This is a genomic window from Paenibacillus sp. GM2FR (assembly GCF_002803325.1).
Classification (GTDB): domain Bacteria; phylum Bacillota; class Bacilli; order Paenibacillales; family Paenibacillaceae; genus Paenibacillus_AQ; species Paenibacillus_AQ lautus.
Map to the genome: position 1 here is coordinate 133,865 of NZ_MKZM01000011.1, position 22,790 is coordinate 156,654.

Sequence of the window (22,790 nt, forward strand, 5' to 3'; positions counted from 1 at the left end):
TGCAGACTTATGTAGCTGCATCGTATGGATACAGATTTAAAATCAAATATCACGTTCCTATCATCTATATCGGAAGGTTAGAACTTTTTCTTTACGACCTTGTCCAAATTATCCAGCATAATTCCCGTTCCCTTAACCACACAGTGCATCGGATCCTCCGCAACAAGCACCGGCACCCGCAGCTCGTCCGTCAACAGCTCGTCCAAACCATGAAGCAGTGCGCCGCCGCCTGTCAAGATGACGCCGCGATCGATAATGTCCGCCGACAGCTCCGGTGGCGTCCGCTCCAATACGGATTTGGCTGCGAGTACGATCGATGACACCGGATCCCATAGAGCTTCCTGTACTTCTGCGGAAGACACCGTTACGGTAAACGGCAGTCCCGATACCATATCACGTCCGCGAATATCCATCTCAGCTTGTCTACCACCTGGACGAACCGTTCCGATCGCCATCTTCAAATCTTCTGCCGTCCGTTCCCCGATCAGTAATTTATATTTTTGCTTCACGTACTTTGTAATCGCTTCGTCGAACTTGTCCCCTGCCATTTTAATCGAAGAAGCGGTGACAACATCGCCCATGGACAGGACGGCCACATCCGTGGTGCCGCCCCCGATGTCCACAACCATGTTACCGCTCGGTTGGAAAATATCCATCCCTGCGCCAATTGCCGCTGCCTTCGGTTCTTCTTCCAGGAACACATCCCTTGCGCCGCTGCGCTCAGCCGCTTCCCGGATCGCCTTCTGCTCTACCGAAGTAATGTTCGTCGGTGCACAGATGAGGATTCGGGGCCGGCTGTGCCAACTGCGCGCGCCCACGCGATCAATAAAGTACTTCAGCATGGCTTCCGTAATTTCGAAGTCGGCGATGACCCCGTCCCTCAGCGGGCGGATCGCCGTAATGTTGCCGGGAGTACGCCCGACCATGCGCCGTGCTTCCTCACCGACGGCAAGGACTCGTTTGGTGTCGGTCTCAATAGTGACAACGGAAGGTTCGTCTAACACTACCCCCTTCCCCTTTACGTGAATGAGCACGTTCGCCGTTCCGAGATCGATTCCAATATCCTTGCTCAACATCATGAAAAGCCCCCAAAGTGTTATTTTATGGTAAAAGAGTCTGTTCGCTGTACCGAACCATTCTTCGACATAATCTAGCAATCGATGATGATCTTCGGCAAAACAGGTCCCATATTTCGATCCTATACCAGCTTTTAACATATCATACTTTAGGGGAGGGATTCAATGTCAATCTAGCGACCAAAGCCCTAAAAAATCAGGATTTCGCCGTGGCCACCGGTTCGCGGTTGCTGCCGGTTTTTTTGTACTTGATCTTGGTAGCTTCCCCGCCTCTCAGATGGCGGATGGATTTGTGGTATTCGAGAATGTGCTTCACCTGATCCGCCAGGTCCGGGTTGATCTCCGGCAGACGTTCGGTTAAGTCCTTATGCACCGTGCTCTTCGACACGCCAAATTCTTTGGCTATAGTTCGAACCGTATGCCTCGTTTCCACGATACAGCGTCCGATCTTAATGGTCCGCTCTTTGATGTAATCGTGCACGCTCCCGCCTCCCTACTGTGTGGATAGTTTGGTACATTATATGAGGAGCGTGACGGGATATTCGCGGTTTCAAGGGCTGACAAGCTTACTTGGACCCATTTATTTTCTGGACATGCCGGTGAGGGATATGTGTAAAATGTCCAAAAAACAAGGCGCAGCAAGGGTTGGACTTGCCGTCCAAACCCGCAATAAAAAAAAGACAGGATCATAAGATCCTGCCCTCTTCAAGTGCGCGGTGGGCGCATGACTACGAAGAAATGAAATTATTTTTGCGGAAGCACGCTCACAGGGTTGACCAGTTTCCCGCCCTCGTACACTTCGAAGTGCACGTGGTTGCCGAGATCCTTCTCAAGCTCACTGCGTCCTGCAGTCGCGATGGAATCGCCCTGCTTCACTTCAGCGCCTTCCTTCACTTTCACTTCGTTCAAGCTTTGGTACACGGTTTTCGTGTCACCCGATGTAATTTCCACAACGTTGCCGTTAACCGGATGATTCTCGACACGGGTCACTTTACCTGTCAGTGCGGCACGAACTTCAAACATCGTGTCATCCGCAGCGGCCAAGTCGATTCCCAAATTCGGCGTAAAGGTGTCGTTATATTGCACCATCGCCTCTTGATGCGTTTCCGGGTTCGTCTCGTCAAAGTAAGGTTTGACGATGCTCACTGCCACGTCGTCCGCCACCGGCCAGATCATCGATTGCGCATTGGCCGTCACTTCTACAGCCTCTCCGTCATTGCCTTCGGTTGCAGCAGGCTTCTCAGAGCCTTGAACCGATTCCGATACCGTTGTTTCCCCTTGTGGCTCCAGCGTTTTTTGGCTGGCGTCCTGGTAGACCCACACGAGGGTTAGTATAATTGCCGCTGCTGCTAAGTATGCTGCCGGGAACACCCACCGTTTGGATAATGCTTTCTTCCACGAAGATGACGTTACCGCCGAATCTCCTTGCACAGTTTTAGGAGTTTCTTCGTGGGGTTTACTATTTTTGTTCTGTTCATTCATTTGCAATCACCTCAGTAACCATTGTTACCGGGGTCAACTCTTTTATACGTTATCTCACTATTATTTTTTTGAAGAGAGAAGATTTGAAGTTTTGTCAAAAGAAATATTCGTATAATAGTGCTCCAAAATCTCTTTCGCTTCATATCCTTCGCGGGCCATGCCTTCTGCTCCGTATTGGCTCATGCCCACGCCGTGGCCGTTGCCGTAGGTCGTTATCTCAATCTCGCCGTCTTTCATATGAAGGGTGAATTGGCTGGATCGAAGCCCCAGCTTCTCTCTCACCTCGCGACCGGTAAACTTCTTGCCGCCGACCCGTACGCTCTCAATGCGATGGCCTTGGGTATACGAGAGTACTTTCAAAAAAGAGGCCCCCCCATCCCCGCCTGCCGATACCGGTACGGCTCCATCCGCCAGCGCCAGTTTTCCTATGAACTCCGAACGGGGCATCGTGATCGTTGTCTTGTACTTTGGTGAAATTTGTTTATCCCATGGACTCTCCACACTGCGCAGGTAGGGAATCTCGTTCCTCCAATAATCCTCTGAATTTTCGGTATACCCGTTACTGGTGGAGAAAAAAGAAGCCGTAATCGGCTTACCCTCATACGTCATTACCAAACCTGCCGTTTCCTTTACCGCCCGCTGAAGCTTCGCCAGCTCGGCTTCCTTCCCCAGCCGCTGCCATTCCTTCGTCAGTTCGTCTTGGGCGATATATGCCTGGTGACTGACCGTGTCGGTCACCACGGCCTTGCCGTCCGGCACGCCGCTGCGGTCCCCGGACGCGAGCCGCTGCACGATATAGGTCCGTGCCGCAATGGCCTGGGCCTTGAGCGCCTCCAGCTGGAACTCGGCCGGCATCTCGGCGGCCAGGACGCCGACGAGGTATTGTTCCAGTGGCAGCTCCTCCACGGTGTCCGTCTTGGTTACATAGACGGACACCGTGGGCTCTTCCGCCGCCTGCGGCTCGGCGGAAGGCAGCGGGGCCGGCCCGGGCGGCAGCGGCTCCGGTGCGTTGTTGCCGGGGGCAACCACCAGCAGAGGCAGCGCGAGCGCCAAGGCCAGCAGCACCGCCACCGCCCAGACGGCGGGGTGCACCCGCACCCGCCGCCTGCCGGCGGCCGGGCGCCGCGCGGCAAAGCCGCGGCGCCCCCAGCGCGCAGGCCGCACACGGAACGTGCGGCCGCCGCGCGGCACGCGGCCCGTTGCCGCTTGCGCGAAGCGCTGCGGCTCGGCCGCGGGATGCGGGCCCTGCGGCATCGCCGCTGGCCCGCCGGGGGCTGGCGCGGCGCCATGCACAGGCGCGCCAGCAGGGCGTTCGGGCGGTGGCGTATGCGCCGCCCGCGGGCCGTGGCCGGACTCGCCGAAGGCGTCCGGCGCCCTCCCCGGGCCGCGGTGCCCGCGCGGCCCTTCCTGAATATCCTTTTTATCCGATTTCGAATCATGGTTATGTTCTTCAGTCGATCCGACTTTCTTCTCAAGTTCACCGGGAAAATCCCACTTCAATACGGGAGCGGCCGATCCTTCGGATGGCACCTGGTATGATTGAGTATTTCCCTCATTCAGAACATCTTTTGCATCGACCGCTCGTTTTTTCCCTGCAGTACTCACATTCACCCGAACCTTTGAATCTTTCATTGCATTTCCCTCCTGTGCCTTTTCCCCTGGTATATGCCTCTTGTTCATGCTCCATCACGCTCTACTTATACTTATGAGATACGGGCTTTTGATAGAACTATTCTAAGAGAAAGGAAAAAGTCACATGGATGAAGAAACGCTGACGCTGAATGCAAGCAAGCTAGCAAAGAGTCTCCTAGTCATCCGGAATCTCAACGTGAGAGAATGAGGGATAGCCGCCATGATGATGACATACAAAAAAAGGAGCTTCGCCCTTATCGGCAAAGCCCCTTCCTCTACATTCTATTGTGGTCTATCCTGAATCATCATGATTCATCGTGCTGTTTACACCCAGGTAGGTTGAACTTTGAAAACTTTTGCGTCTTCTGTTTCGCTTACCGCTTTTTTCGAAGCCTTCTCCGAACTCTGGTCCTCCGTTGAAATACGCCAGATATCCGCGCCCAGTCCAGATAGCTTTTCCGCTAAATGAACATAGCCGCGATCAATATGCTGTACGCCGCCCACTTCGGTAGTCCCCTCGGATACGAGACCGGCTAATATCAAGGCTGCACCTGCACGCAGATCCGTTGCCGTTACTTTGGCGCCTTTAAGCTTAGCTCCGCCCGTAACGATAGCAGAACGTCCCTCAACTTTGATCTCCGCATTCATGAGCTGGAATTCATCTACATGCATAAAGCGGTTTTCAAATACCGTTTCGGTAACAACACTTGTACCTTCGGAAACCAGCAAAAGCGCCATCATTTGAGACTGCATATCGGTTGGGAATCCAGGATAAGGCAAAGTTTTCACATCAACCGACTTTAATGGTTTGTCAGCGATAACGCGAATCCCATTCTCGTCCGGTTCAATGGTAATCCCCATCTCTTCCATCTTGGAAATAACCGGTCCAAGGTGATCTGCAATGGCTCCTTCCACATACACATCCCCACCCGTGATCGCAGCCGCAGCCATAAAGGTGCCTGCTTCAATCCGGTCAGGTATCACGTTATGCTTGACGCCATGCATCTGCTCAACGCCCTCGATACGAATCACACCCGTGCCCGCACCGCGAACTTTGGCACCCATCGCATTCAGGTAATTCGCTAAATCGACAATTTCCGGCTCTTTCGCCGCATTTTCGATTACCGTAATCCCTTCAGCCAAAGTAGCAGCCATCATAATATTTTCAGTAGCACCTACGCTGGCAACGTCCAAATAGACCTTCGCCCCACGCAATCTGCCATTGCTTTTAGCTTCAATATATCCTTGTCCGAGGCTAATCTCAGCCCCAAGAGCTTCAAATCCTTTTAGGTGTTGATCAATGGGTCTTGTGCCGATAGCACATCCTCCGGGAAGCGAAATCCGGGTTCGTCCACAACGTGCCAATAAAGGTCCCATGACCAGAAAAGACGCCCGCATCTTCCGCACCCATTCATAAGGCGCTTCACATGTCGTTATGTGCTCTGCATTCACACGTATCACTTCATCTTGATATGTAATGCCTGCACCAAGCGACTCCAATACTTTACTGATTGTAATTACATCGTCAAGAGGAGGCGCATCAATAATAACACTTTCCCCAACTTCCCCTAGTAGAGAGGCAGCGATGATCGGAAGAACTGAATTTTTTGCTCCGCTGACTTTGACGCTTCCGGTCAGTCTTTTGCCACCGCGGACGATAAATTTGCTCATCATGGTTTCCCTCCGCGTCCATAATTTTCCTGATTGCGTGTGTTAGTGATTAGTTGTTGCTAATTCCCTAACTTTCATCTTAACATTAGTGATTTCCGCTCAACAAGCGATTTTCGAACTATTTATGACATCTGATTCGGTGTCTACATCAGGTATCAGAAATCCATGATGCCACCTTAGGAAGCATCTGTTATCCGCAGTATGGACCTACGAAAGGTACCATGACCGACCAGCACTTGTCAATACATAACAATTACCGGGTGAACATTATAGTCCGGAAGTCATACCGTCCGCCCGATCAAATTCTTATTTTAAGTGTTAACATAATAAAATGCGTTTATTCGACATCTTCTTCTGAAGCAACCTAACAGAGATATAACCATTCATGCTGCAATTAAAACAGACGAGTAAAATATCGCCAAGCACATAACCATCATGCAACAAATGTTTTATTACTAGCTGCAGCACCGTGTGTTATGTATGACGCTCATTCCCGCGTTAAAACATATATCGGATCATTTGACTCCATGTAATATAGTCAATTAGGAATTCAGCCACGAATCGTCCAAGCACCACCGCCAGCAGCAAATGCAACAGCTTTCCCTGCGGCCCTTTTGGATGACGGACAACCAAATCCAGCTTTACTTGTTGTAATGCCCACCAAGCCAGTGCGATACAGATCAGCGAAACGACAATGGACAACAATCCGTTAACACCGACGGCACTGATTGAATTAGATAAATCCTGGTTCATACTCCCTCCTCCTTCATAAATTATCCTGTCCTGTTCAGGACCGACTCTTCTATAATACTTGGCTGGAGGCTAAGAATCCAGCACTTTCTATACGACATTTCCTCGGAAATAATAAAATTTATCGACATCGCTCGAAAATGATTAATAATACGCCATTAGCAGAAGTCTAAATTGCCGTTCCTAGCACAATTATGAACCAATAAAAAGCCAGGAATGGTTATAGTTTCATTCCCATGCTCCTATTATACTTATTATATTACAAAAAATTACCGGACCCTAAGTTAGGGTCCGGGTAAAGCTTTGAACATATTCAGGTCGTTATAACCCCTCATTTTAGAAGTCCGAGGTTACTATTTGAATCGTTCCAAAAACCGGCAATGCACCCGACAGGAGAGCAGCAACCAACAAACGCTCCACAGACAGCGTAAGACTGTTTTCCGCTGGAATGAGATAAGTTACGACAGGTGCATTCACACGGGTAATAACCAAGGATACAGGCGCATTCGAGAGGTTATTAACGGTAACGGACGCATTCACGCCGCCAGCCAGATTCTCGTAATACGATTTACCGACATCCGGTGCCAGCGTGAAGATTTGTTCCGGGAGTAGAATAGCCATAGGGATGACCTCCCTTCTCTCTTAGATGCTATATGTTATGCTGCGAATCTATTAAAGTTCTAGTTAGATGATATACGATAAACGTACATTTAATAGAGTAGCGACCTGCTAAAATGCTTCGTAGACCTCAATGTAGAGAGCTATCACAGAGAGAAGATTCTACCATTCTGACCCTAAAACGAGATGAAAGAATCATAATAATTAACACAATTTACCGGAAAACAGAACACGTTTATGTATTTATAGGAAGTTTTTCTTCCAATTGAGCAGCAAAATGGTTCAGTTTTGCAGAAATCCCCGTATGCTCTAAACGAAAAAAGACAGCTTGGCTGCAAGATTGCAGCAAGCTGTCTTGGTTCAAACGATTAGTTCCGCGTCACTTTAATCCGGTTCATCGCTCTTTGCAGAGCCATTTCCGCGCGACGATGGTCAACTTCATCTTGTCTTCCCTTCGCATTGAGGCGAGTTTCAGCTCTTTCCTTCGCGGCTTCCGCACGCTCCAGATCGATTTCTTCCGCTTTCTCTGCGCTTTCCGCCAGGATGACAATTTTATCTTTGCGGACTTCGACGAAACCGCCTTGTACCGCAAACGGGGTTCTCTGGTTGCCGATCTTCACATAAACTGGCGCTATCTGAAGCGGCGTAACAAAGGAAATATGACCAGGCAAAATGCCCAGTTCTCCCTCGACCCCACGCACCGTAACACTGTTCACCTGCTCTGAATAGACCAGGCGGTCCGGCGTCACGATTTCCAACAAAATGGTGCTCACTTCCATCCCTCCTCACCGTTTTCCGCAGAAAACTCGCGCAGCAGACCTCACAGTTTCACACAGTGTACTGTGCCGGTCTGCCGATCACGGAGCGTCAGCTTACAATGTTTTTGCTTTTTCAACTGCCTCTTCAATCGTACCTACGAACAGGAAAGCCGCTTCCGGAAGGTGGTCGTGCTTGCCTTCCAAAATCTCTTTAAAGCTGCGTACGGTTTCTTTAACCGGTACATATTTACCCGGGATGCCGTTGAACTGCTCAGCAACGTGGAAAGCTTGGGAAAGGAAACGTTGAACACGACGGGCACGTCCAACAATCGCTTTATCTTCCTCGCTCAGCTCATCCATACCGAGAATCGCAATGATATCTTGAAGCTCGTTATAACGAGCCAAAATTTTCTTAACGCCTTGAGCAACATTATAGTGCTCTTCACCAACGATTTCCGGAGCCAAGATACGGGAACTGGATGCCAGCGGATCTACCGCAGGATAGATACCCATCTCGGAAATTTTACGCTCCAGGTTCGTCGTTGCATCCAAGTGAGCAAACGTTGTAGCCGGAGCCGGATCCGTATAGTCATCCGCCGGTACATAGATAGCCTGGATGGATGTAACAGAACCTTTTTTGGTAGAGGTAATCCGCTCTTGCAAGCGTCCCATTTCGGATGCCAGCGTTGGCTGGTAACCTACCGCGGAAGGCATACGGCCCAGAAGGGCGGATACTTCGGAACCCGCTTGAGTAAAGCGGAAGATGTTATCGATAAAGAGAAGAACGTCTTTGCCTTCTTGATCGCGGAAATACTCCGCCATCGTCAAACCGGTCAACGCTACGCGAAGACGGGCACCCGGAGGCTCGTTCATTTGACCGAATACCATTGCGGTTTTGTTGATAACACCGGAATCGCTCATCTCGTGGTAAAGGTCATTACCTTCACGAGTACGCTCACCTACGCCGGCGAATACGGAAATACCACCGTGTTCTTGGGCAATGTTGTTGATCAATTCCTGGATCGCAACGGTTTTACCTACGCCGGCACCACCAAAGAGACCGATCTTACCGCCTTTTTGGTATGGAGCAAGCAAGTCGATGACTTTAATACCCGTTTCAAGCATTTCTGCTTGTGTGGAAAGCTCATCGTATGCAGGAGCTTCACGATGGATCGGGTTATTAATTTCGGATACTACGGCACCTGCATTATCGATCGGCTCACCCAATACGTTAAATACGCGGCCGAGTGTAGCGGAACCTACAGGAACCGTGATCGGTCTGCCCAAATCCACAGCTTCGATACCGCGAATGAGACCGTCCGTGGACGACATTGCGATACAACGAACCAGATTATCACCCAAATGATTGGATACTTCCAAAGTCAAATCAACCGAGCGGCCGCCTTCCAGCGTTGCTTCAATCTTGACAGCATTAAAAATCTCGGGAAGATGACCGCGCTCAAATTCAATGTCAACTACAGCACCTGTAATGCTGACAACGCGTCCTTTTTTCATTGATTCGTTTTCCCTCCTACCCGCTCACCTCTAGCGGTGAACGATGATCGTAAAAGCGGCTATTCATGACATGGCCGCATATCCGTTAAAATACTAAGTTAAGAATTCGAAGCGTGCATTATTGCTGAGCGTTTGCTCCGCCCACAATCTCGGAAATTTCCTGCGTAATGGCAGCCTGACGAGCACGGTTGTAAGTAAGGTTCAACTCGTTGATCATCTTGCTTGCATTCTTCGTTGCAGCTCCCATTGCAGTCATCTTCGCACCCAGTTCACTTGCCTTCGCATTCAGCATCGCACTGAAAATCAATGTTTCCGCATATTTCGGAAGCAAAACCTCAAGCACGCCTTCAGGAGACGGTTCATACTCATAACCCGTCAGGTTCTCGGCGCTACCAATGTTCTCCATCGGCAGAAGCTTGGAGATCTCCTGGAGCTGAGTCAAGGCATTCACGAATTGGTTATAGCACACGTATAACTCATCAATCTGACCCAGCTCATATTGATGAACCGCCGCGTTAGCGATGGTCTTAATATCTGCATAGGTCGGACTATCGGATAAATCGGTGAGCTCCTCAACAACCGGAAGTCCACGACGGCGGAAATAATCCCGACCTTTACGTCCGATCACAAACAGGCAATACTCGTCCTTGGACTGATGGCGTTCTGCGATAAAATTCGATACTTTTCGCAAAATATTGGAGTTTGATGCACCAGCAAGACCGCGGTCTGAAGTGATCACCAGATAACCGGTTTTCTTCACTTCACGCTTCTCCAGCATCGGGTGGCTGATTCCCTTGGTTCCAGCAGCAATGCTGCCAACCACTTCTTTCAGCTTCTCGGAGTATGGAAGCGCGGAGGTTGCCTTCTCTTGAGCTCTTCTCAGCTTGGCGGCAGCAACCATTTCCATCGCCTTGGTGATCTGCCTCGTGTTCTGAACACTCTTGATCTGCCGCTTAATATCACGTAATCCTCTTGCCATGTTTTCACCACCTTAAAGCTTTGGCGAAGCCAAAGCCAACTTCGTACGCGTAGACTAAGCTTTGGCTAGGACCAAAGCCGTACCTTTTGTAAAAACCACTTTGGTCACAGCCAAAGCTACATTCCATATGATGAAAGAGGATGCCGGGCTTACCCCGGCTCCCCTCCTATTACTTACCTGAGGAGCTTAAACCGAAGCGGCAAAGCCCTTCTTAAATTGATCGATTGCCGCTTTCAATGCGTTTTCGTTGTCGGACGTCAAATCCTTCGTATCCGTAATGGATTGAAGAATTTCCGGTTTATTGCTTTCAATAAACGTGAGGAACTCGCTCTCGAAACGACGCACGTCAGCAACCTCGATATCATCGATATATCCTTTAACGGCTGCGTACAAGCTAACCACTTGTTGTTCAACGGACAACGGCTGGTTTACACCCTGTTTCAGGATTTCCATCAATCTTGCACCACGGTTCAAACGAGCCAAGGTTGATTTGTCCAGATCGGATCCGAACTGGGAGAACGCCTGGAGCTCACGATATTGCGCAAGATCCAGCTTCATGCCGCCCGCAACCTTCTTCATCGCTTTAATCTGCGCGGAACCACCGACACGGGATACCGAAATACCGACGTTAATCGCTGGACGTTGACCGGAGTAGAACAACTCAGACTCCAGGAAGATCTGTCCATCCGTAATCGAAATTACGTTGGTTGGAATGTATGCAGAGACGTCAGAAGCCTGTGTTTCAATAAATGGCAGCGCGGTTAATGATCCACCACCAAGCTCATCGTTGAGCTTCGCTGCACGTTCCAGCAAACGGGAGTGCAGGTAGAATACGTCACCCGGATATGCTTCCCGACCCGGAGGACGACGGAGGAGCAAGGACAACTCACGGTATGCTGCCGCTTGTTTCGACAAGTCATCATAGATGATGAGTGCATGCTCGCCTTTGTACATGAAGTACTCACCCATTGCGCAGCCTGCGTATGGAGCGATGTACTGCAGTGGAGCCGGCTCAGAAGCCGAAGCCGTAACAACAATCGTATACTCCAGTGCGCCATGACGGCGAAGCGTTTCAACAACCTGTGCTACAGTGGATTGCTTTTGGCCAATGGCTACATAGATACATTTAACGCCGCTGCCCTTTTGGTTCAGGATCGTATCGATCGCAACGGTGGTTTTACCCGTTTGGCGGTCACCGATGATCAACTCGCGCTGTCCGCGGCCGATAGGTACCATCGCGTCAATCGCTTTAATACCTGTCTGCATAGGCTCATGAACGGATTTACGGTCGATAACGCCTGGTGCGCTGCTCTCAACCGGACGATAGGCTGTCGCTTCGATCGGGCCTTTTCCGTCAAGCGGTTGACCCAGCGGATTGACAACGCGTCCAAGCAGAGCTTCACCTACAGGAACCTCCATGATACGTCCTGTACGCTTAACCTGATCGCCTTCCTTGATTTCGGAGTAAGGTCCCAGGATAACGACACCGACATTGCTCTCCTCAAGGTTCAGCGCCAGACCGAACACGCCGTTCTGGAACTCCAAAAGTTCCCCGGACATCGCGTTCTCCAGGCCGTACACGCGAGCAATACCGTCACTTACTTGAATTACCGTACCTACTTCAGAGACAGTGATATCGGATTTATATTCTTCAATTTGACTTTTGATTAAAGTACTGATTTCTTCAGGTCTGATACTCAACGTTTTCACCCCTATCTACTATGCTCGTCTATTAAAAGACTTTTCAAGACGTTCCAGCTTCCCGGCAAGGCTTCCGTCATAAAGCTTGTCGCCAATGACGACTTTCAGGCCGCCGAGCAAACTCTCGTCCACAACATTGGTCACTCGGATCTTCTGATGGGCTAACTGCCCGAATTCCGAAGCTACCTGTTCTTTTTCCTGATCGCTAAGCGGGTAGGTGGAGTACACAGTGGCGTCCGCCAATCCTAAGCTCGCACCTTGTATCTTCACATAACTGTTCAGCAGTTCAGCGAACATTTCTGCACGCCCTCTGTCGAGAAGCAATTCGATCGTGTTCAATACAGGCTGCGATACCTTCCCTGCCAACGCCTGGCTGATTACGTTCATCTTCACGGACTGGGGAACATTCGGCGTGGAGATGAATTTCTGAATGTCGGCATCGCCTTCAATGGCATGCACAACAGCGCGCAATTCCTCTTCCACTTCCAGACCCTTCTGCTGCTGAGCCGCCACTTCGAACAGCGCCCGCGCATACCGCTTGGCTGCTACTGTATTTTGGCTCATGGTCTGCCTCCTACCTCTTTAAGGTATTGATCCACCAGTTCTTCTTGAGCTTTATCATTCTTTACTTCCCGTTCAATCAGCTTGGTAGCGATTTTCACGGAAACACTGCCGATTTCGTTGCGAAGCTCTTCGACAGCTTTCTTCTTCTCATTCTCGATATCACGAACCGCCTCGGATTTCAGGCGAACCGCCTCTTCCTTAGCTTGTTCCATAATTTGCTCTGCTTGTTTGTTGCTAGTTTGTCTGGAACGCTCGATGATTTCGTGAGCATCTTGACGCGCTTGCTCCAGTGCCTTCTTCTGCTCTTCTACATAAGCAGTTGCCTGCTGACGGGTCTGTGCCGCTTCGTTCATCTGGCTCATCACCAGCTCACGACGCTGCTCCATGATGCCGAACAATTTGCTGAACGCAAACTTCTGAAGCAAAAAGTAAAGAATAAGAAACGCAAGAATAGTAATTACCATATTTTCCCATAGAATTGTCATTGAGGTCACTCCTTTCCATCAACACGAAGTGCGGTGCCTAACAAAACGAAGGCGCGGATGGCATCGGCCCTCCCCGCCAAACCGTTGTATTGTTATTAAGAGAACATGATCAAGAACGCGATAACAGTAGCCGCCAAAGGAATAACCTCTACGATACCAACACCGATAAACATCGTTGTTTGCAATTGACCACGTGCTTCTGGTTGACGAGCGATAGACTCAACTGTTCTGCTTACGATCATACCGTTACCCAAACCTGCGCCAAGGGCGCCCAGACCTACTGCAATAGCTGCTGCCAAAAATTCCATTGTTAAATATCCTCCTTAAATTGTTTCAAAATTGAAATTTGGTGAAACTATAGAAAATATCTCTTTCGAAAAACACCGCTGTTACGGCGGATTCGTCCGAGTTGATCAATGTTCTTCGTGAATCGTCGTTTGCGAGATGTATACCATTGTCAAAATCGTAAAGATAAACGCCTGCAATGCACCAATGAAGATACTGAAACCTTGCCATGCGGCCATAAATGGAATGCCCCAGAAGCCGGTTTTCAGAATCACCGTGATCAGTACCTCACCGGCAAAAATGTTGGCATAAAGCCGGATTGCCAGAGCGATAGGTTTTGCCAGGTTCTCAATGATATTGAGCGGCAAGAAGATCGGGAACGGTTCGATGTAATGCTTCAGGTAATGCTTGCGATTCAGCTTCAAGCCCAGGTAGTTCATGAGCACGAACACAACGATCGCAAGACCGGCCGTAACGGAAATGTCCGCTGTTGGCGACTTCCACCACAATACGTGAGCATAGTGGCCATGTTCAAGTCCGAGCGTAGCCAGGATTGGCTGGCCAAAGACTTCGAAGTTCTCCGGTAAGTCGGTGATAATTGAGAACGGCAGGCCCAGCAAGTTCGCTACAAAGATGAACAGGATCAGAGTAAGCCCCAATGATATGTAAGCTTTCCCTTTCTTCAGATCCATCGCACTCGCTACGACGCCTTGCACAAATTCCACTACCCATTCCATGAAGTTTTGCAGTTTGGAAGGGTTTTCGACAGATAGATTACGTACCGCCAGTCGACATAATACGAACACCACCACACAGGTGACAAGAAGCATTAATATCGCTGAAAGATCAATATTCAATCCGCCAAGTTTGATAATCGGTGAATCATGCATAAAATTGTTTTCACCCCTTTCCAAGTTAGCGCTGATCAATGATTGTTTCTCAAACTGAACACAATGCTGACAGGAATGGTCAACAATTGGGGTATGAACAGACCGGCGATTGCACCGCCGAAGGATACCTGCTCGAGTTTTACGGCGAAGATAGCAATCAGAAGCCCGATGCACAATCTCGTAATGAAGCCGAAGTTGTACTTTTTCGGTTCCGGATCGACAGCCAATTGCGCCAGCTGCTGCACTTTCATGGAGAGGAAGCGTACATTAAACAATCCCGCCGCCATGCCCATGATCAACCCCATAAAAACCGGGCGGAATTCCGGATAGAGAGCCCATCCGAGAAACAAGGCAGACAATAAGAGTAAGGATACTCTAAATACAGCGTTCACAATGGAAGTCAAATCATTCACGCCTGCGCCCCCAAAAACTTTTTAATGAGAAGAGCGATATTCAAAATCCCTACAAAGAGCCCCGAAAGCGTACCAATGGCAAGCCACACTCTGGGCCCGTCCAAATGATTCATGAGCCATCGCCCGGTAAAAAAACCGATGAGAATGTAAGCGGCTAGCAAACCGCCAGCCCCGCTAATGTATAGCGCTATCAACCAAGGGTTATCTTGACTTTTCGGATTTTTCATATGAACCTCTAATCCCAACTCATTTTACTGAATATAACAAGAGTTTGTCAATGAATCGATTTGATGGATTTACCGTGTAAAATCGGCGTTTTGAGCAGTCTAAATTGCGCAAAACGCCGCGGTAACCGTACAGTTCAACTGTATGCTGTCTCCTTGCCCATCAGAATACGGTAAACTATACCTTTGTGAACATTCTGTGAAATTCTTCAGGACGCTCTTTTCGGATGCCGAAATGGTGCAAAATCGCATTGACAATTCGCTGTGAGGCTTGTCCATCGCCATACGGATTAGCAGCTTTGCTCATCTTTTCGTAGAGCTCCTGATCGGTCAGCAGAACCTTAATGCGTTCATACACGTTCTCCTCCTGGGTGCCTACCAGCTCCAGGGTACCGGCCTCAATGCCCTCCGGACGTTCCGTCGTATCCCGAAGCACCAGCGTCGGCACACCGAACGACGGAGCTTCCTCTTGCATGCCGCCGGAATCCGTAATGATGAAATGCGTATGGGTGTAGATATTGTTCATGTCCACGACATCCAGCGGATCAATCAGCTTGATGCGCGGGTGATCTCCCAAAATGCGATGAGCCGGCTCTTTAACGGCAGGGCTCGGATGCACAGGATACACAATGGCGATATCCTCAAATTCATCGGCAATGCGCTTTACCGCTTCAAATATTTGACGATGCGGCTCCCCTTGGGATTCGCGGCGGTGTGCCGTCATCAGGATCAAGCGTTTGCCCTGCGCCCAATCCAGAACCGGATGGGTATAACCTTCACGCACCGTGTACTGGAACACGTCCGTAGCCGTATTACCCGTTACATAAATGCGGGATTCCGGCTTGTTCTCCTTGCGGAGATTCTCGGCGGACCAGTTCGTCGGCGCAAAGTGAAGATCAGCAAGCACGCCGGTCAGCTGACGGTTCATCTCCTCCGGATAAGGGTTCAGCTTGTTCCATGTCCGCAGACCCGCCTCTACATGGCCGACCTGAATCTGCTGCAGAAAGGCTGCATAGCTGGCCAGGAACGTTGTCAGCGTGTCGCCGTGCACCAATACGATATCCGGCTTGGCTTCACGCAGAACAGGCTCAAGACCCTCCAGAACGCGGACGGTGATCTCGTTGAGCGTCTGACGGTCCTTCATGACATCCAGGTCATAGTCCGGAACAATCTTGAATACATCCAGCACCTGATCCAGCATTTGCCGATGCTGCGCAGTAACACAAACGACCGACTCAATATGCTCGGGGTGACGTTGAAGCTCCAGAATAAGCGGCGCCATCTTGATCGCTTCGGGGCGGACCCCAAATATAGTCATCACTTTCACTTTTGACATGTTTGAAAATACCCCTCTTTGCTTGTTTTCAAATATTCAAGACGTACGAATGACTGGCTTGGCTCTATTTCGTGCCGTACAACCGATCCCCTGCATCACCAAGGCCCGGTACGATGTAACCATGGTCGTTAAGACCCTCATCGAGAGCAGCAACATAGATGTCCACGTCAGGATGGGCATCATGGACAGCCTTCACACCTTCCGGTGCAGCCACGAGGTTCATCATCTTGATCTGGGTACAGCCGCGTTTCTTCAGCACGTCGATCGCAGCGATGGCGGACCCGCCTGTCGCGAGCATCGGATCGATGACGATCAATTCCCGTTCCGTAACATCGGTTGGAAGCTTTGTATAATATTCAACAGGCTGAAGCGTTTCGGGGTCACGAAACAATCCGACATGCCCTACTTTTGCAGCAGGAAGCAACTTAACAACTCCGTCCAGCATGCCTAGACCGGCGCGCAGGATCGGTACCAAGCCGAGCATGCGGCCGGAAATGACTTTTCCTTGGGTTTCAGCTACCGGCGTCTGCACGGATATCGATTCAAGAGGAACCTCCCGCGTAATTTCATAAGCCATCAAAGTCGCGACTTCGTCTACCAATTCGCGAAAGTCTTTTGTGTTAGTCCGCATATCGCGGATAAATGTAAGTTTGTGTTGAATCAACGGGTGATCACAAATCACCAATTTTCCCATGTCTGGTCCCTCCGGTTTGAGTACAAATGTTATTTCAATATGGGCGTAAATATTTGTGAGCTCCATAAATCCTGTCTATTATATCATTCCCTCTAGTCAATTGACACCTGCACGGGTCATGTTTTATTCCATGAGTTTTTGACCTTATAATCGAACCGGATCTTCTTCTGCCCTGAACCTAGGTTTTCCATTCTCGCCTATATTGATGCTAACCGGGAAGCAACCTGACTGGGAAAATGAGAGCATAGCAATCTGGCCAGAATGTTTATAGCTCCTAAAAGGACCCCACCTGCATCAGGCGGGGTCCTCTTATCATAGGCTTCTTATGCAAAGGAAACTGTGATTAATATTTCATTTCAGCATAGAGAGGATATTGATCTGTAAGCTCAGCCACCAAACGGCCTGCTTTTTCAAGCGTTGCCTCGTCTTTCGGCTGCTTCAATGTCATGGCTATAATTTTCGCGATGGTCACCATCGCTTGCTCATCCATACCCCGGGAAGTAACCGCAGGGGTACCGATACGGATACCGCTGGTGACGAACGGGCTGGTCGGATCAAACGGGATGGCATTCTTGTTCACGGTAATGCCGATGGAGTCCAGAACTTTCTCCGCGTCTTTACCGGTGATGTCCAGATTACGGGTGTCCACAAGCATCAGGTGGTTATCGGTTCCGCCGGATACGATGTTCAGACCTTCCTCGATCAGGGTATCGGCCAGCACTTTCGCGTTCTTTACGACGTTCTCTGCATACGTCTTGAAGGACGGATCCAATGCTTCGCCAAGCGCAACGGCCTTGGAAGCAATGACATGCATGAGTGGGCCGCCTTGGGAGCCGGGGAATACCGCTTTATCGATCGCTTGCGCCCAAGCTTTTTTGCACAAAATCATACCGCCTCGAGGTCCGCGAAGCGTCTTATGCGTCGTTGTCGTTACAAAATGGGCATGCGGAACCGGATTCGGATGAAGTCCTGCCGCAACGAGACCTGCAATATGGGCCATATCGACCATAAACAACGCACCAACATCGTTCGCGATGGCAGCAAGCTTTTCAAAATCAATGATGCGAGGGTATGCACTTGCACCCGCCACGATCAGGCGAGGGCGATGCTTGAATGCCGCTTTGCGGACTTCGTCGTAATCGATAAGGAACGTGTCTTCTTGCACGCCGTAGGCAACGAAATTGTACAGAAGGCCGGAAGCGTTAACCGGGCTTCCGTGAGTCAAATGGCCGCCATGGGCCAGGTTCATGCCGAGCACGGTATCTCCAGGTTTCAGGGCTGCCAAATATACCGCCATGTTCGCTTGGGCACCGGAGTGCGGCTGAACGTTGGCATGCTCGGCTCCGAACAGTTCTTTGGCACGGTCACGGGCGATATCTTCCACGATATCCACACGCTCACAGCCACCGTAATAGCGTTTGCCAGGGTAGCCTTCCGCATATTTATTCGTCAGAACGGTCCCCATGGCTTCCATAACCGCTTCGCTGACAATATTCTCAGAGGCAATCAGTTCAATGTTGCTGCGTTGACGCTTCAGCTCCAAATCCATCGCTTCCAATACAGCCGGGTCACTCTTCCGCAAATGTTCCATCATGTTCATATCCTCCCATAATCAATCATTATTTTTTCTTGCAAATTCAAAACTACAAGTTGTCATCATTAAAAAAGCGAGTTCTCATTCGAATCAATCGCACAGCGTGGAATCATCCCTCTGCTCAAGCCGGTACACCGCGCGTTCTCCGCCAATCAGCTTCGGGCGGGTATAAGCCGCGGTTACGCGCGCCTCTCCGATATAACGCTCGCTCGGCCTGAACGGAACCGCCACTCTCCGCAAATGCATGCCGATCAGCGTCTCGCCGATATCGACACCCGCATGGGCTTCAATCGATTCCGCAAGGCAAGGCTCCTTCATGCTGCGGTAAGCTGCGGAAGCCATCGACCCGCCCGCTCCCGGAATGGGAACAGCCGCCACTTCCGTCAAGCCCAGCCGCTCAAGCAGCTCGCGTTCCATGACAAGCGCACGGTTCAGATGCTCACAGCATTGATAGGCCACAGCAAAACCGAATTCCGTTTGAACCTCGGCAATGCCCTGAAGGAGCTGCTGAGCCGTTTCTAAAGCGCCTCCTGTACCGATCCGTCGTCCGACCACTTCACTGGTACTGGCTCCGATGACCAGCACTTTACCAGGGCCTAAGACGGCCGCTTCGGCCAGTTCGCGGACAATACGCGCTGTCTGTTCGTTCAAGGAAACCTTGGAGATATCCGTCATGTCACAGTCCTCCCGATGATTTTTTCACAGAAGATGCTTCATTCCCCTATCACGATAGCCGCAGCTGCTTTACGCGCGCGTTCACCTATCGCGATTCATTCTTCAGGTAACGCTCCTCGATGGCCTTGATCTTGTTCACGCGGCCGACATGGCGCTCGCCATGACTGAAATCCGTTGTCAGCCATGCGCTGACGATTTCGGCGGCAAGTCCGGGACCGACGACACGCTCACCCAGCGCAATCACGTTACTGTCGTTATGCTCGCGAGTCGCTTTGGCTGAGAACACATCATGGGTCAGCGCGCAGCGAATACCCGGCACCTTGTTGGCCGCAATGCTCATGCCGATGCCCGTGCCGCAGATTAGAATGCCGCGATCCGCTTCACCCGAGACGACCTTCTCGCACACCGGTAGGGCATAATCGGGATAATCCACGGAATCGGAACAGCCGCAGCCCAGATCCTCCACCTCGTGTCCAAGACCCCGAATGACTTCCACGATTTCCTCTTTCAGACGAATGCCGGCATGATCCGTACCCAATGCAATTTTCATCTATGAAAAACCCCCTCGTATGTTCGCTTTTGCGTTTTAGCTTGTTTCATTATAACCCAAACTCCACGCAAAAGACGAAAAAAGAGCAGTCGGCGCACGTATTGTGCTCCAAATGCTCTTTGCCCAGGCGACCGGCCGTATATTCCGATGCTCCATCGTGGTTTCATCCACTTCGTCGCCAGTTACACCGGATCTTTTGTTTTTCACCTTCATCTTAAAGCAATACCTTGTGAAAGGCAAGCGGCTTTTTTAGCCATTTGAGCACGGATGTACTCTTCGATTCCGTCTAAGCCGACCCTATTTATGCTGATCCGCTTCCAGCTTGTCCAAGAGACGAAACAACGCCGTCCGAATCTCTGCAGCCGTCGCTTCATATTCCTCCCGCGAGCCTCCAAAAGGATCGGAGATATCGAAGCTCGGGATACGCTGTCGCAGCTCAATCAGACGCTCCCGGTCACGGTCGCTGACATCGCGGCCCAGAGATCTGGCCAGCTCAAGCGCTGCATACAGACTATCCTGTTCCCGCAGATCATCCAGCACCCGGCGGTCATCCTCAACAAACTCTTTCAGAGTGTGCATCTTGTCTGCAGCATGCGGGAACTGCCTTATCGCATACTGCTTATGCGACTGGGTCAGCGTCAGAATCAGGTCTGCCCACTCCACCAGGTTCGCGGTCAATGGTTTGGACACCAAGCGTTCTTGGATATCCTGGTCTCGCAGTATGGATTCCGCATGATGGGACACCGGCATTCCATCCACGGCCGAGACACCGGCGGACTTCGTTTCCAGCGGGACGCCCCGTTGTTTGGCAAGCTTGCGCAGCATGCCTTCAGCCATCGGACTGCGGCAGGTATTTCCCGTGCAGACAAACAGTATATTTTTCACGGTCCCATTCCTCCCGTTCGTAGGTTCTTTGGGGTTATTGTAACAAATATAACGTCAAAAGATAAACATCATGCCAAAGATGACCAAAATCAGCCCGCCCAGCATTTCACCGTACTCCCCCAGCTTGTTGCTTACCTGACGGCCAAGCAGCAAGCCGAGAATGGACAGCAAACCGCCCACGATCCCGAAGGAAATCACGATCAACAATACATCATCCACAAACATCCCGAGCGAAACGCCTACCGAGAAGGAGTCGATGCTGACGCTAAGCGAAAACAGCAGCATACCTAAAAATGCGGTAGGATGGATTCGCTGTCCTTCTCCGCCCCGCAGGGCGTTATACATCATATGCCCGCCGAGCAGAAGCAGCAGCCCTCCGGCCGCAAGCCCTGTGACGTGACCCAGTAACATGCCTACATAGCGGCCGGCAAATAAACCCAGCAGCGGCATCAGCATGTGAAACAACGCGATCATGAAACTGATGCCCAGCATATGGCCTAAGCGCATACCGCCTCTCATTCCAACTCCGATTCCAAGCGAAAATGCGTCTAGCCCGAGTGCAACCGCCATCAGCAGAATCGCCGCAAGCTGTCCCGATTGGACAGACGCCTCCAGCATGCCCATTCCCCCAAGTCCCATGGTCTTGTACACCATATGCGGACAAGGGGTAAATGATGCCAAAAGCGTTCATTCGGCAGCTCAATTCACATCGATGATGTGGTGTCCCGCGGCCTTCAACAGCCGGTTCATGACGGCTGCTCCGAGGCCTTGCTCCGGACACGCTTCGGCCAGAATGAAGGTCGCGCCTTCGTCATCGAACCGGCGCAGGCCGGCGTACAGACGGCGGGCCACCTCCTCCGGCGCGGCCAGGCTGCCGAGCGAGACGGCAACGTCCGCGCGGTAGTGACCGATGTGCTCGTCGAATGACAGCACGCCGGTCACCTCCCCGCGCCGGGCGGCCGCCTCAAGCTCGGCCGCGATGCGTGCCGACACGGCGTCGGCACGCGGGCCCTGCACCACGCACATCGCACCCTTCGGTGCGTAGTGCGTGTACTTCATGCCCGGCGAGCGCGGCGCCGGGCTCTCCGCATCCCCGGCGGCGCGATGCAGCGCCGGGTCCATGCGCACGCTTGCCGCTACGGCGGCAAGCTGCTCGGCCGTGACGCCGCCCGGGCGGAGCACCGTGACGGCGCCGTCTTCGCCGACTTGTACCACCGTCGACTCGACGCCCACCCCGGCAGGGCCGCCGTCGAGCACGCCGTCGATCGCCCCGGCCAAATCCTCCAAGACATGGCTGGCCAGCGTCGGGCTTGGCCGACCGGAACGGTTCGCGCTCGGCGCAGCCAGCGGACGCCCGGCGGCGCTGATCAAGGCCAGCGCCACGTTGTGATCCGGCATCCGCACGGCAACGGTGTCGAGCCCTGCCGTCACACGTGGGGATACTGCTCCCGGTTTAACGGGCAGTACCAGCGACAGCGGCCCAGGCCAGAACCTTGCCATCAGCGCCCGTTCCGTCTCATTCACATGACGGACCAAGCCGTCGAGCTGAGTTAGCTCCGAAATATGCACGATCAATGGATTGTCAGACGGCCGGCCTTTCGCGGCAAAGACGCTCTCAACCGCTTCGGTATTGCCGGCGTCTGCGCCAAGCCCGTAGACCGTTTCCGTCGGAAAGGCCACCGTTCCGCCGAGCTCGAGCACCTGCCCCGCTTCCCGCAATGCCTGCTTCGCTTCCTTCTCCGAGCCCAAGCCCTCCCTGGAAAGCGAGTTCGAGACATGCCACACTTGAGTTGATTTTGCAGCAGCATGGCGGAAGCCGTTCTCCCGCTGCTGGTTAGGTTCCATGCCGTTCTGTTCCATACCTATCCCAATCTTTCTGTATATGAAATATATAAACTTCAATGCGAGTTTTGCCTATGTCCCAAAATAAAAAGCGCTTTTCGTTCTTCAGTCCCGTGCCGGTCCCCATTCAAACCAGTCGCGCCAAAGAGAAAGCACTCTTCTACATTAAAG

25 protein-coding genes and 1 riboswitch are annotated in these 22,790 nt (G+C 51.4%); all 25 genes read right to left on the minus strand.

All coding sequences use genetic code 11. The annotated features are described in order from the left end of the window. Positions 1–77: 77 nt before the first annotated feature. Positions 78–1,076, minus strand: a complete 999-nt coding sequence (gene mreB, locus PAEVO_RS28960) for a rod shape-determining protein (protein ID WP_100541351.1) — start codon at positions 1,074–1,076, stop codon at positions 78–80. Between the two features lie 196 nt (positions 1,077–1,272). Beyond that, entirely contained in the window at positions 1,273–1,557 is a 285-nt protein-coding gene (gene spoIIID / locus PAEVO_RS28965; protein WP_009594246.1) for a sporulation transcriptional regulator SpoIIID, read from the minus strand. Between the two features lie 263 nt (positions 1,558–1,820). Further along, positions 1,821–2,558, minus strand: coding sequence for a M23 family metallopeptidase (locus PAEVO_RS28970; protein ID WP_100540950.1), 738 nt, complete (start codon positions 2,556–2,558; stop codon positions 1,821–1,823). Between the two features lie 60 nt (positions 2,559–2,618). Further along, complete coding sequence (gene spoIID, locus PAEVO_RS28975; RefSeq protein WP_207797552.1) at positions 2,619–3,611, minus strand: stage II sporulation protein D; 993 nt, start codon at positions 3,609–3,611, stop codon at positions 2,619–2,621. A gap of 903 nt (positions 3,612–4,514) precedes the next feature. Then, positions 4,515–5,861 (minus strand): UDP-N-acetylglucosamine 1-carboxyvinyltransferase, encoded by a 1,347-nt coding sequence (gene murA, locus PAEVO_RS28980; RefSeq protein WP_165789777.1) that lies wholly within the window; start codon positions 5,859–5,861, stop codon positions 4,515–4,517. Between the two features lie 498 nt (positions 5,862–6,359). Further along, complete coding sequence (locus tag PAEVO_RS28985; protein WP_100540952.1) at positions 6,360–6,614, minus strand: DUF1146 family protein; 255 nt, start codon at positions 6,612–6,614, stop codon at positions 6,360–6,362. Positions 6,615–6,947: 333 nt separating this feature from the next. Further along, on the minus strand, positions 6,948–7,232 hold the full coding sequence (locus PAEVO_RS28990) for a hypothetical protein (RefSeq protein ID WP_100540953.1): 285 nt from the start codon (positions 7,230–7,232) through the stop codon (positions 6,948–6,950). Positions 7,233–7,597: 365 nt separating this feature from the next. Next, positions 7,598–8,002 (minus strand): F0F1 ATP synthase subunit epsilon, encoded by a 405-nt coding sequence (locus PAEVO_RS28995; RefSeq protein ID WP_100540954.1) that lies wholly within the window; start codon positions 8,000–8,002, stop codon positions 7,598–7,600. A gap of 99 nt (positions 8,003–8,101) precedes the next feature. After that, a complete protein-coding gene (atpD, locus tag PAEVO_RS29000; RefSeq protein WP_100540955.1) occupies positions 8,102–9,502 on the minus strand; it encodes a F0F1 ATP synthase subunit beta in 1,401 nt (466 codons plus the stop codon). A 118-nt stretch (positions 9,503–9,620) separates the two neighbouring features. Continuing rightward, positions 9,621–10,481 (minus strand): ATP synthase F1 subunit gamma, encoded by an 861-nt coding sequence (gene atpG / locus PAEVO_RS29005; RefSeq protein ID WP_100540956.1) that lies wholly within the window; start codon positions 10,479–10,481, stop codon positions 9,621–9,623. 186 nt (positions 10,482–10,667) lie between these two features. Beyond that, a complete protein-coding gene (gene atpA / locus PAEVO_RS29010) occupies positions 10,668–12,182 on the minus strand; it encodes a F0F1 ATP synthase subunit alpha (protein ID WP_100540957.1) in 1,515 nt (504 codons plus the stop codon). A gap of 18 nt (positions 12,183–12,200) precedes the next feature. Then, a complete protein-coding gene (locus PAEVO_RS29015) occupies positions 12,201–12,746 on the minus strand; it encodes a F0F1 ATP synthase subunit delta (protein ID WP_100540958.1) in 546 nt (181 codons plus the stop codon). Then, the gene (gene atpF / locus PAEVO_RS29020) at positions 12,743–13,231 is read right to left on the minus strand and encodes a F0F1 ATP synthase subunit B (protein WP_100540959.1); all 489 of its coding nucleotides are present in this window, start codon (positions 13,229–13,231) and stop codon (positions 12,743–12,745) included. Before atpF ends, PAEVO_RS29015 begins: the two co-directional genes overlap by 4 nt. A gap of 95 nt (positions 13,232–13,326) precedes the next feature. Beyond that, the gene (gene atpE, locus PAEVO_RS29025; protein ID WP_007128780.1) at positions 13,327–13,539 is read right to left on the minus strand and encodes a F0F1 ATP synthase subunit C; all 213 of its coding nucleotides are present in this window, start codon (positions 13,537–13,539) and stop codon (positions 13,327–13,329) included. A 105-nt stretch (positions 13,540–13,644) separates the two neighbouring features. Next, on the minus strand, positions 13,645–14,406 hold the full coding sequence (atpB, locus tag PAEVO_RS29030) for a F0F1 ATP synthase subunit A (RefSeq protein ID WP_100540960.1): 762 nt from the start codon (positions 14,404–14,406) through the stop codon (positions 13,645–13,647). A 35-nt stretch (positions 14,407–14,441) separates the two neighbouring features. After that, positions 14,442–14,819 (minus strand): ATP synthase subunit I, encoded by a 378-nt coding sequence (locus PAEVO_RS29035; RefSeq protein WP_100540961.1) that lies wholly within the window; start codon positions 14,817–14,819, stop codon positions 14,442–14,444. Next, positions 14,816–15,046: an AtpZ/AtpI family protein gene (locus PAEVO_RS29040; RefSeq protein ID WP_076323976.1), complete on the minus strand. Its 231-nt coding sequence runs from the start codon at positions 15,044–15,046 to the stop codon at positions 14,816–14,818. Before PAEVO_RS29040 ends, PAEVO_RS29035 begins: the two co-directional genes overlap by 4 nt. A 175-nt stretch (positions 15,047–15,221) precedes the next feature. Next, positions 15,222–16,379 carry a non-hydrolyzing UDP-N-acetylglucosamine 2-epimerase gene (gene wecB, locus PAEVO_RS29045; RefSeq protein WP_100540962.1) on the minus strand — a complete coding sequence of 386 codons (1,158 nt, stop codon included), beginning with the start codon at positions 16,377–16,379 and terminating at the stop codon, positions 15,222–15,224. Positions 16,380–16,443: 64 nt separating this feature from the next. Beyond that, the gene (gene upp, locus PAEVO_RS29050) at positions 16,444–17,073 is read right to left on the minus strand and encodes a uracil phosphoribosyltransferase (protein ID WP_006213103.1); all 630 of its coding nucleotides are present in this window, start codon (positions 17,071–17,073) and stop codon (positions 16,444–16,446) included. 343 nt (positions 17,074–17,416) lie between these two features. After that, positions 17,417–18,667: a serine hydroxymethyltransferase gene (locus PAEVO_RS29055; protein ID WP_071218864.1), complete on the minus strand. Its 1,251-nt coding sequence runs from the start codon at positions 18,665–18,667 to the stop codon at positions 17,417–17,419. A gap of 90 nt (positions 18,668–18,757) precedes the next feature. After that, positions 18,758–19,342 carry a TIGR01440 family protein gene (locus PAEVO_RS29060; RefSeq protein WP_100540963.1) on the minus strand — a complete coding sequence of 195 codons (585 nt, stop codon included), beginning with the start codon at positions 19,340–19,342 and terminating at the stop codon, positions 18,758–18,760. Between the two features lie 85 nt (positions 19,343–19,427). Beyond that, on the minus strand, positions 19,428–19,892 hold the full coding sequence (gene rpiB / locus PAEVO_RS29065; RefSeq protein ID WP_071218862.1) for a ribose 5-phosphate isomerase B: 465 nt from the start codon (positions 19,890–19,892) through the stop codon (positions 19,428–19,430). 114 nt (positions 19,893–20,006) lie between these two features. After that, positions 20,007–20,088, minus strand: a riboswitch (ZMP/ZTP riboswitch). A gap of 101 nt (positions 20,089–20,189) precedes the next feature. After that, positions 20,190–20,777 (minus strand): low molecular weight protein arginine phosphatase, encoded by a 588-nt coding sequence (locus PAEVO_RS29070; protein ID WP_100540964.1) that lies wholly within the window; start codon positions 20,775–20,777, stop codon positions 20,190–20,192. 54 nt (positions 20,778–20,831) lie between these two features. Further along, on the minus strand, positions 20,832–21,395 hold the full coding sequence (locus tag PAEVO_RS29075; protein WP_100540965.1) for a manganese efflux pump MntP: 564 nt from the start codon (positions 21,393–21,395) through the stop codon (positions 20,832–20,834). Between the two features lie 81 nt (positions 21,396–21,476). After that, a complete protein-coding gene (locus PAEVO_RS29080) occupies positions 21,477–22,637 on the minus strand; it encodes an L-threonylcarbamoyladenylate synthase (protein ID WP_100540966.1) in 1,161 nt (386 codons plus the stop codon). Between the last annotated feature and the right edge of the window lie 153 nt (positions 22,638–22,790).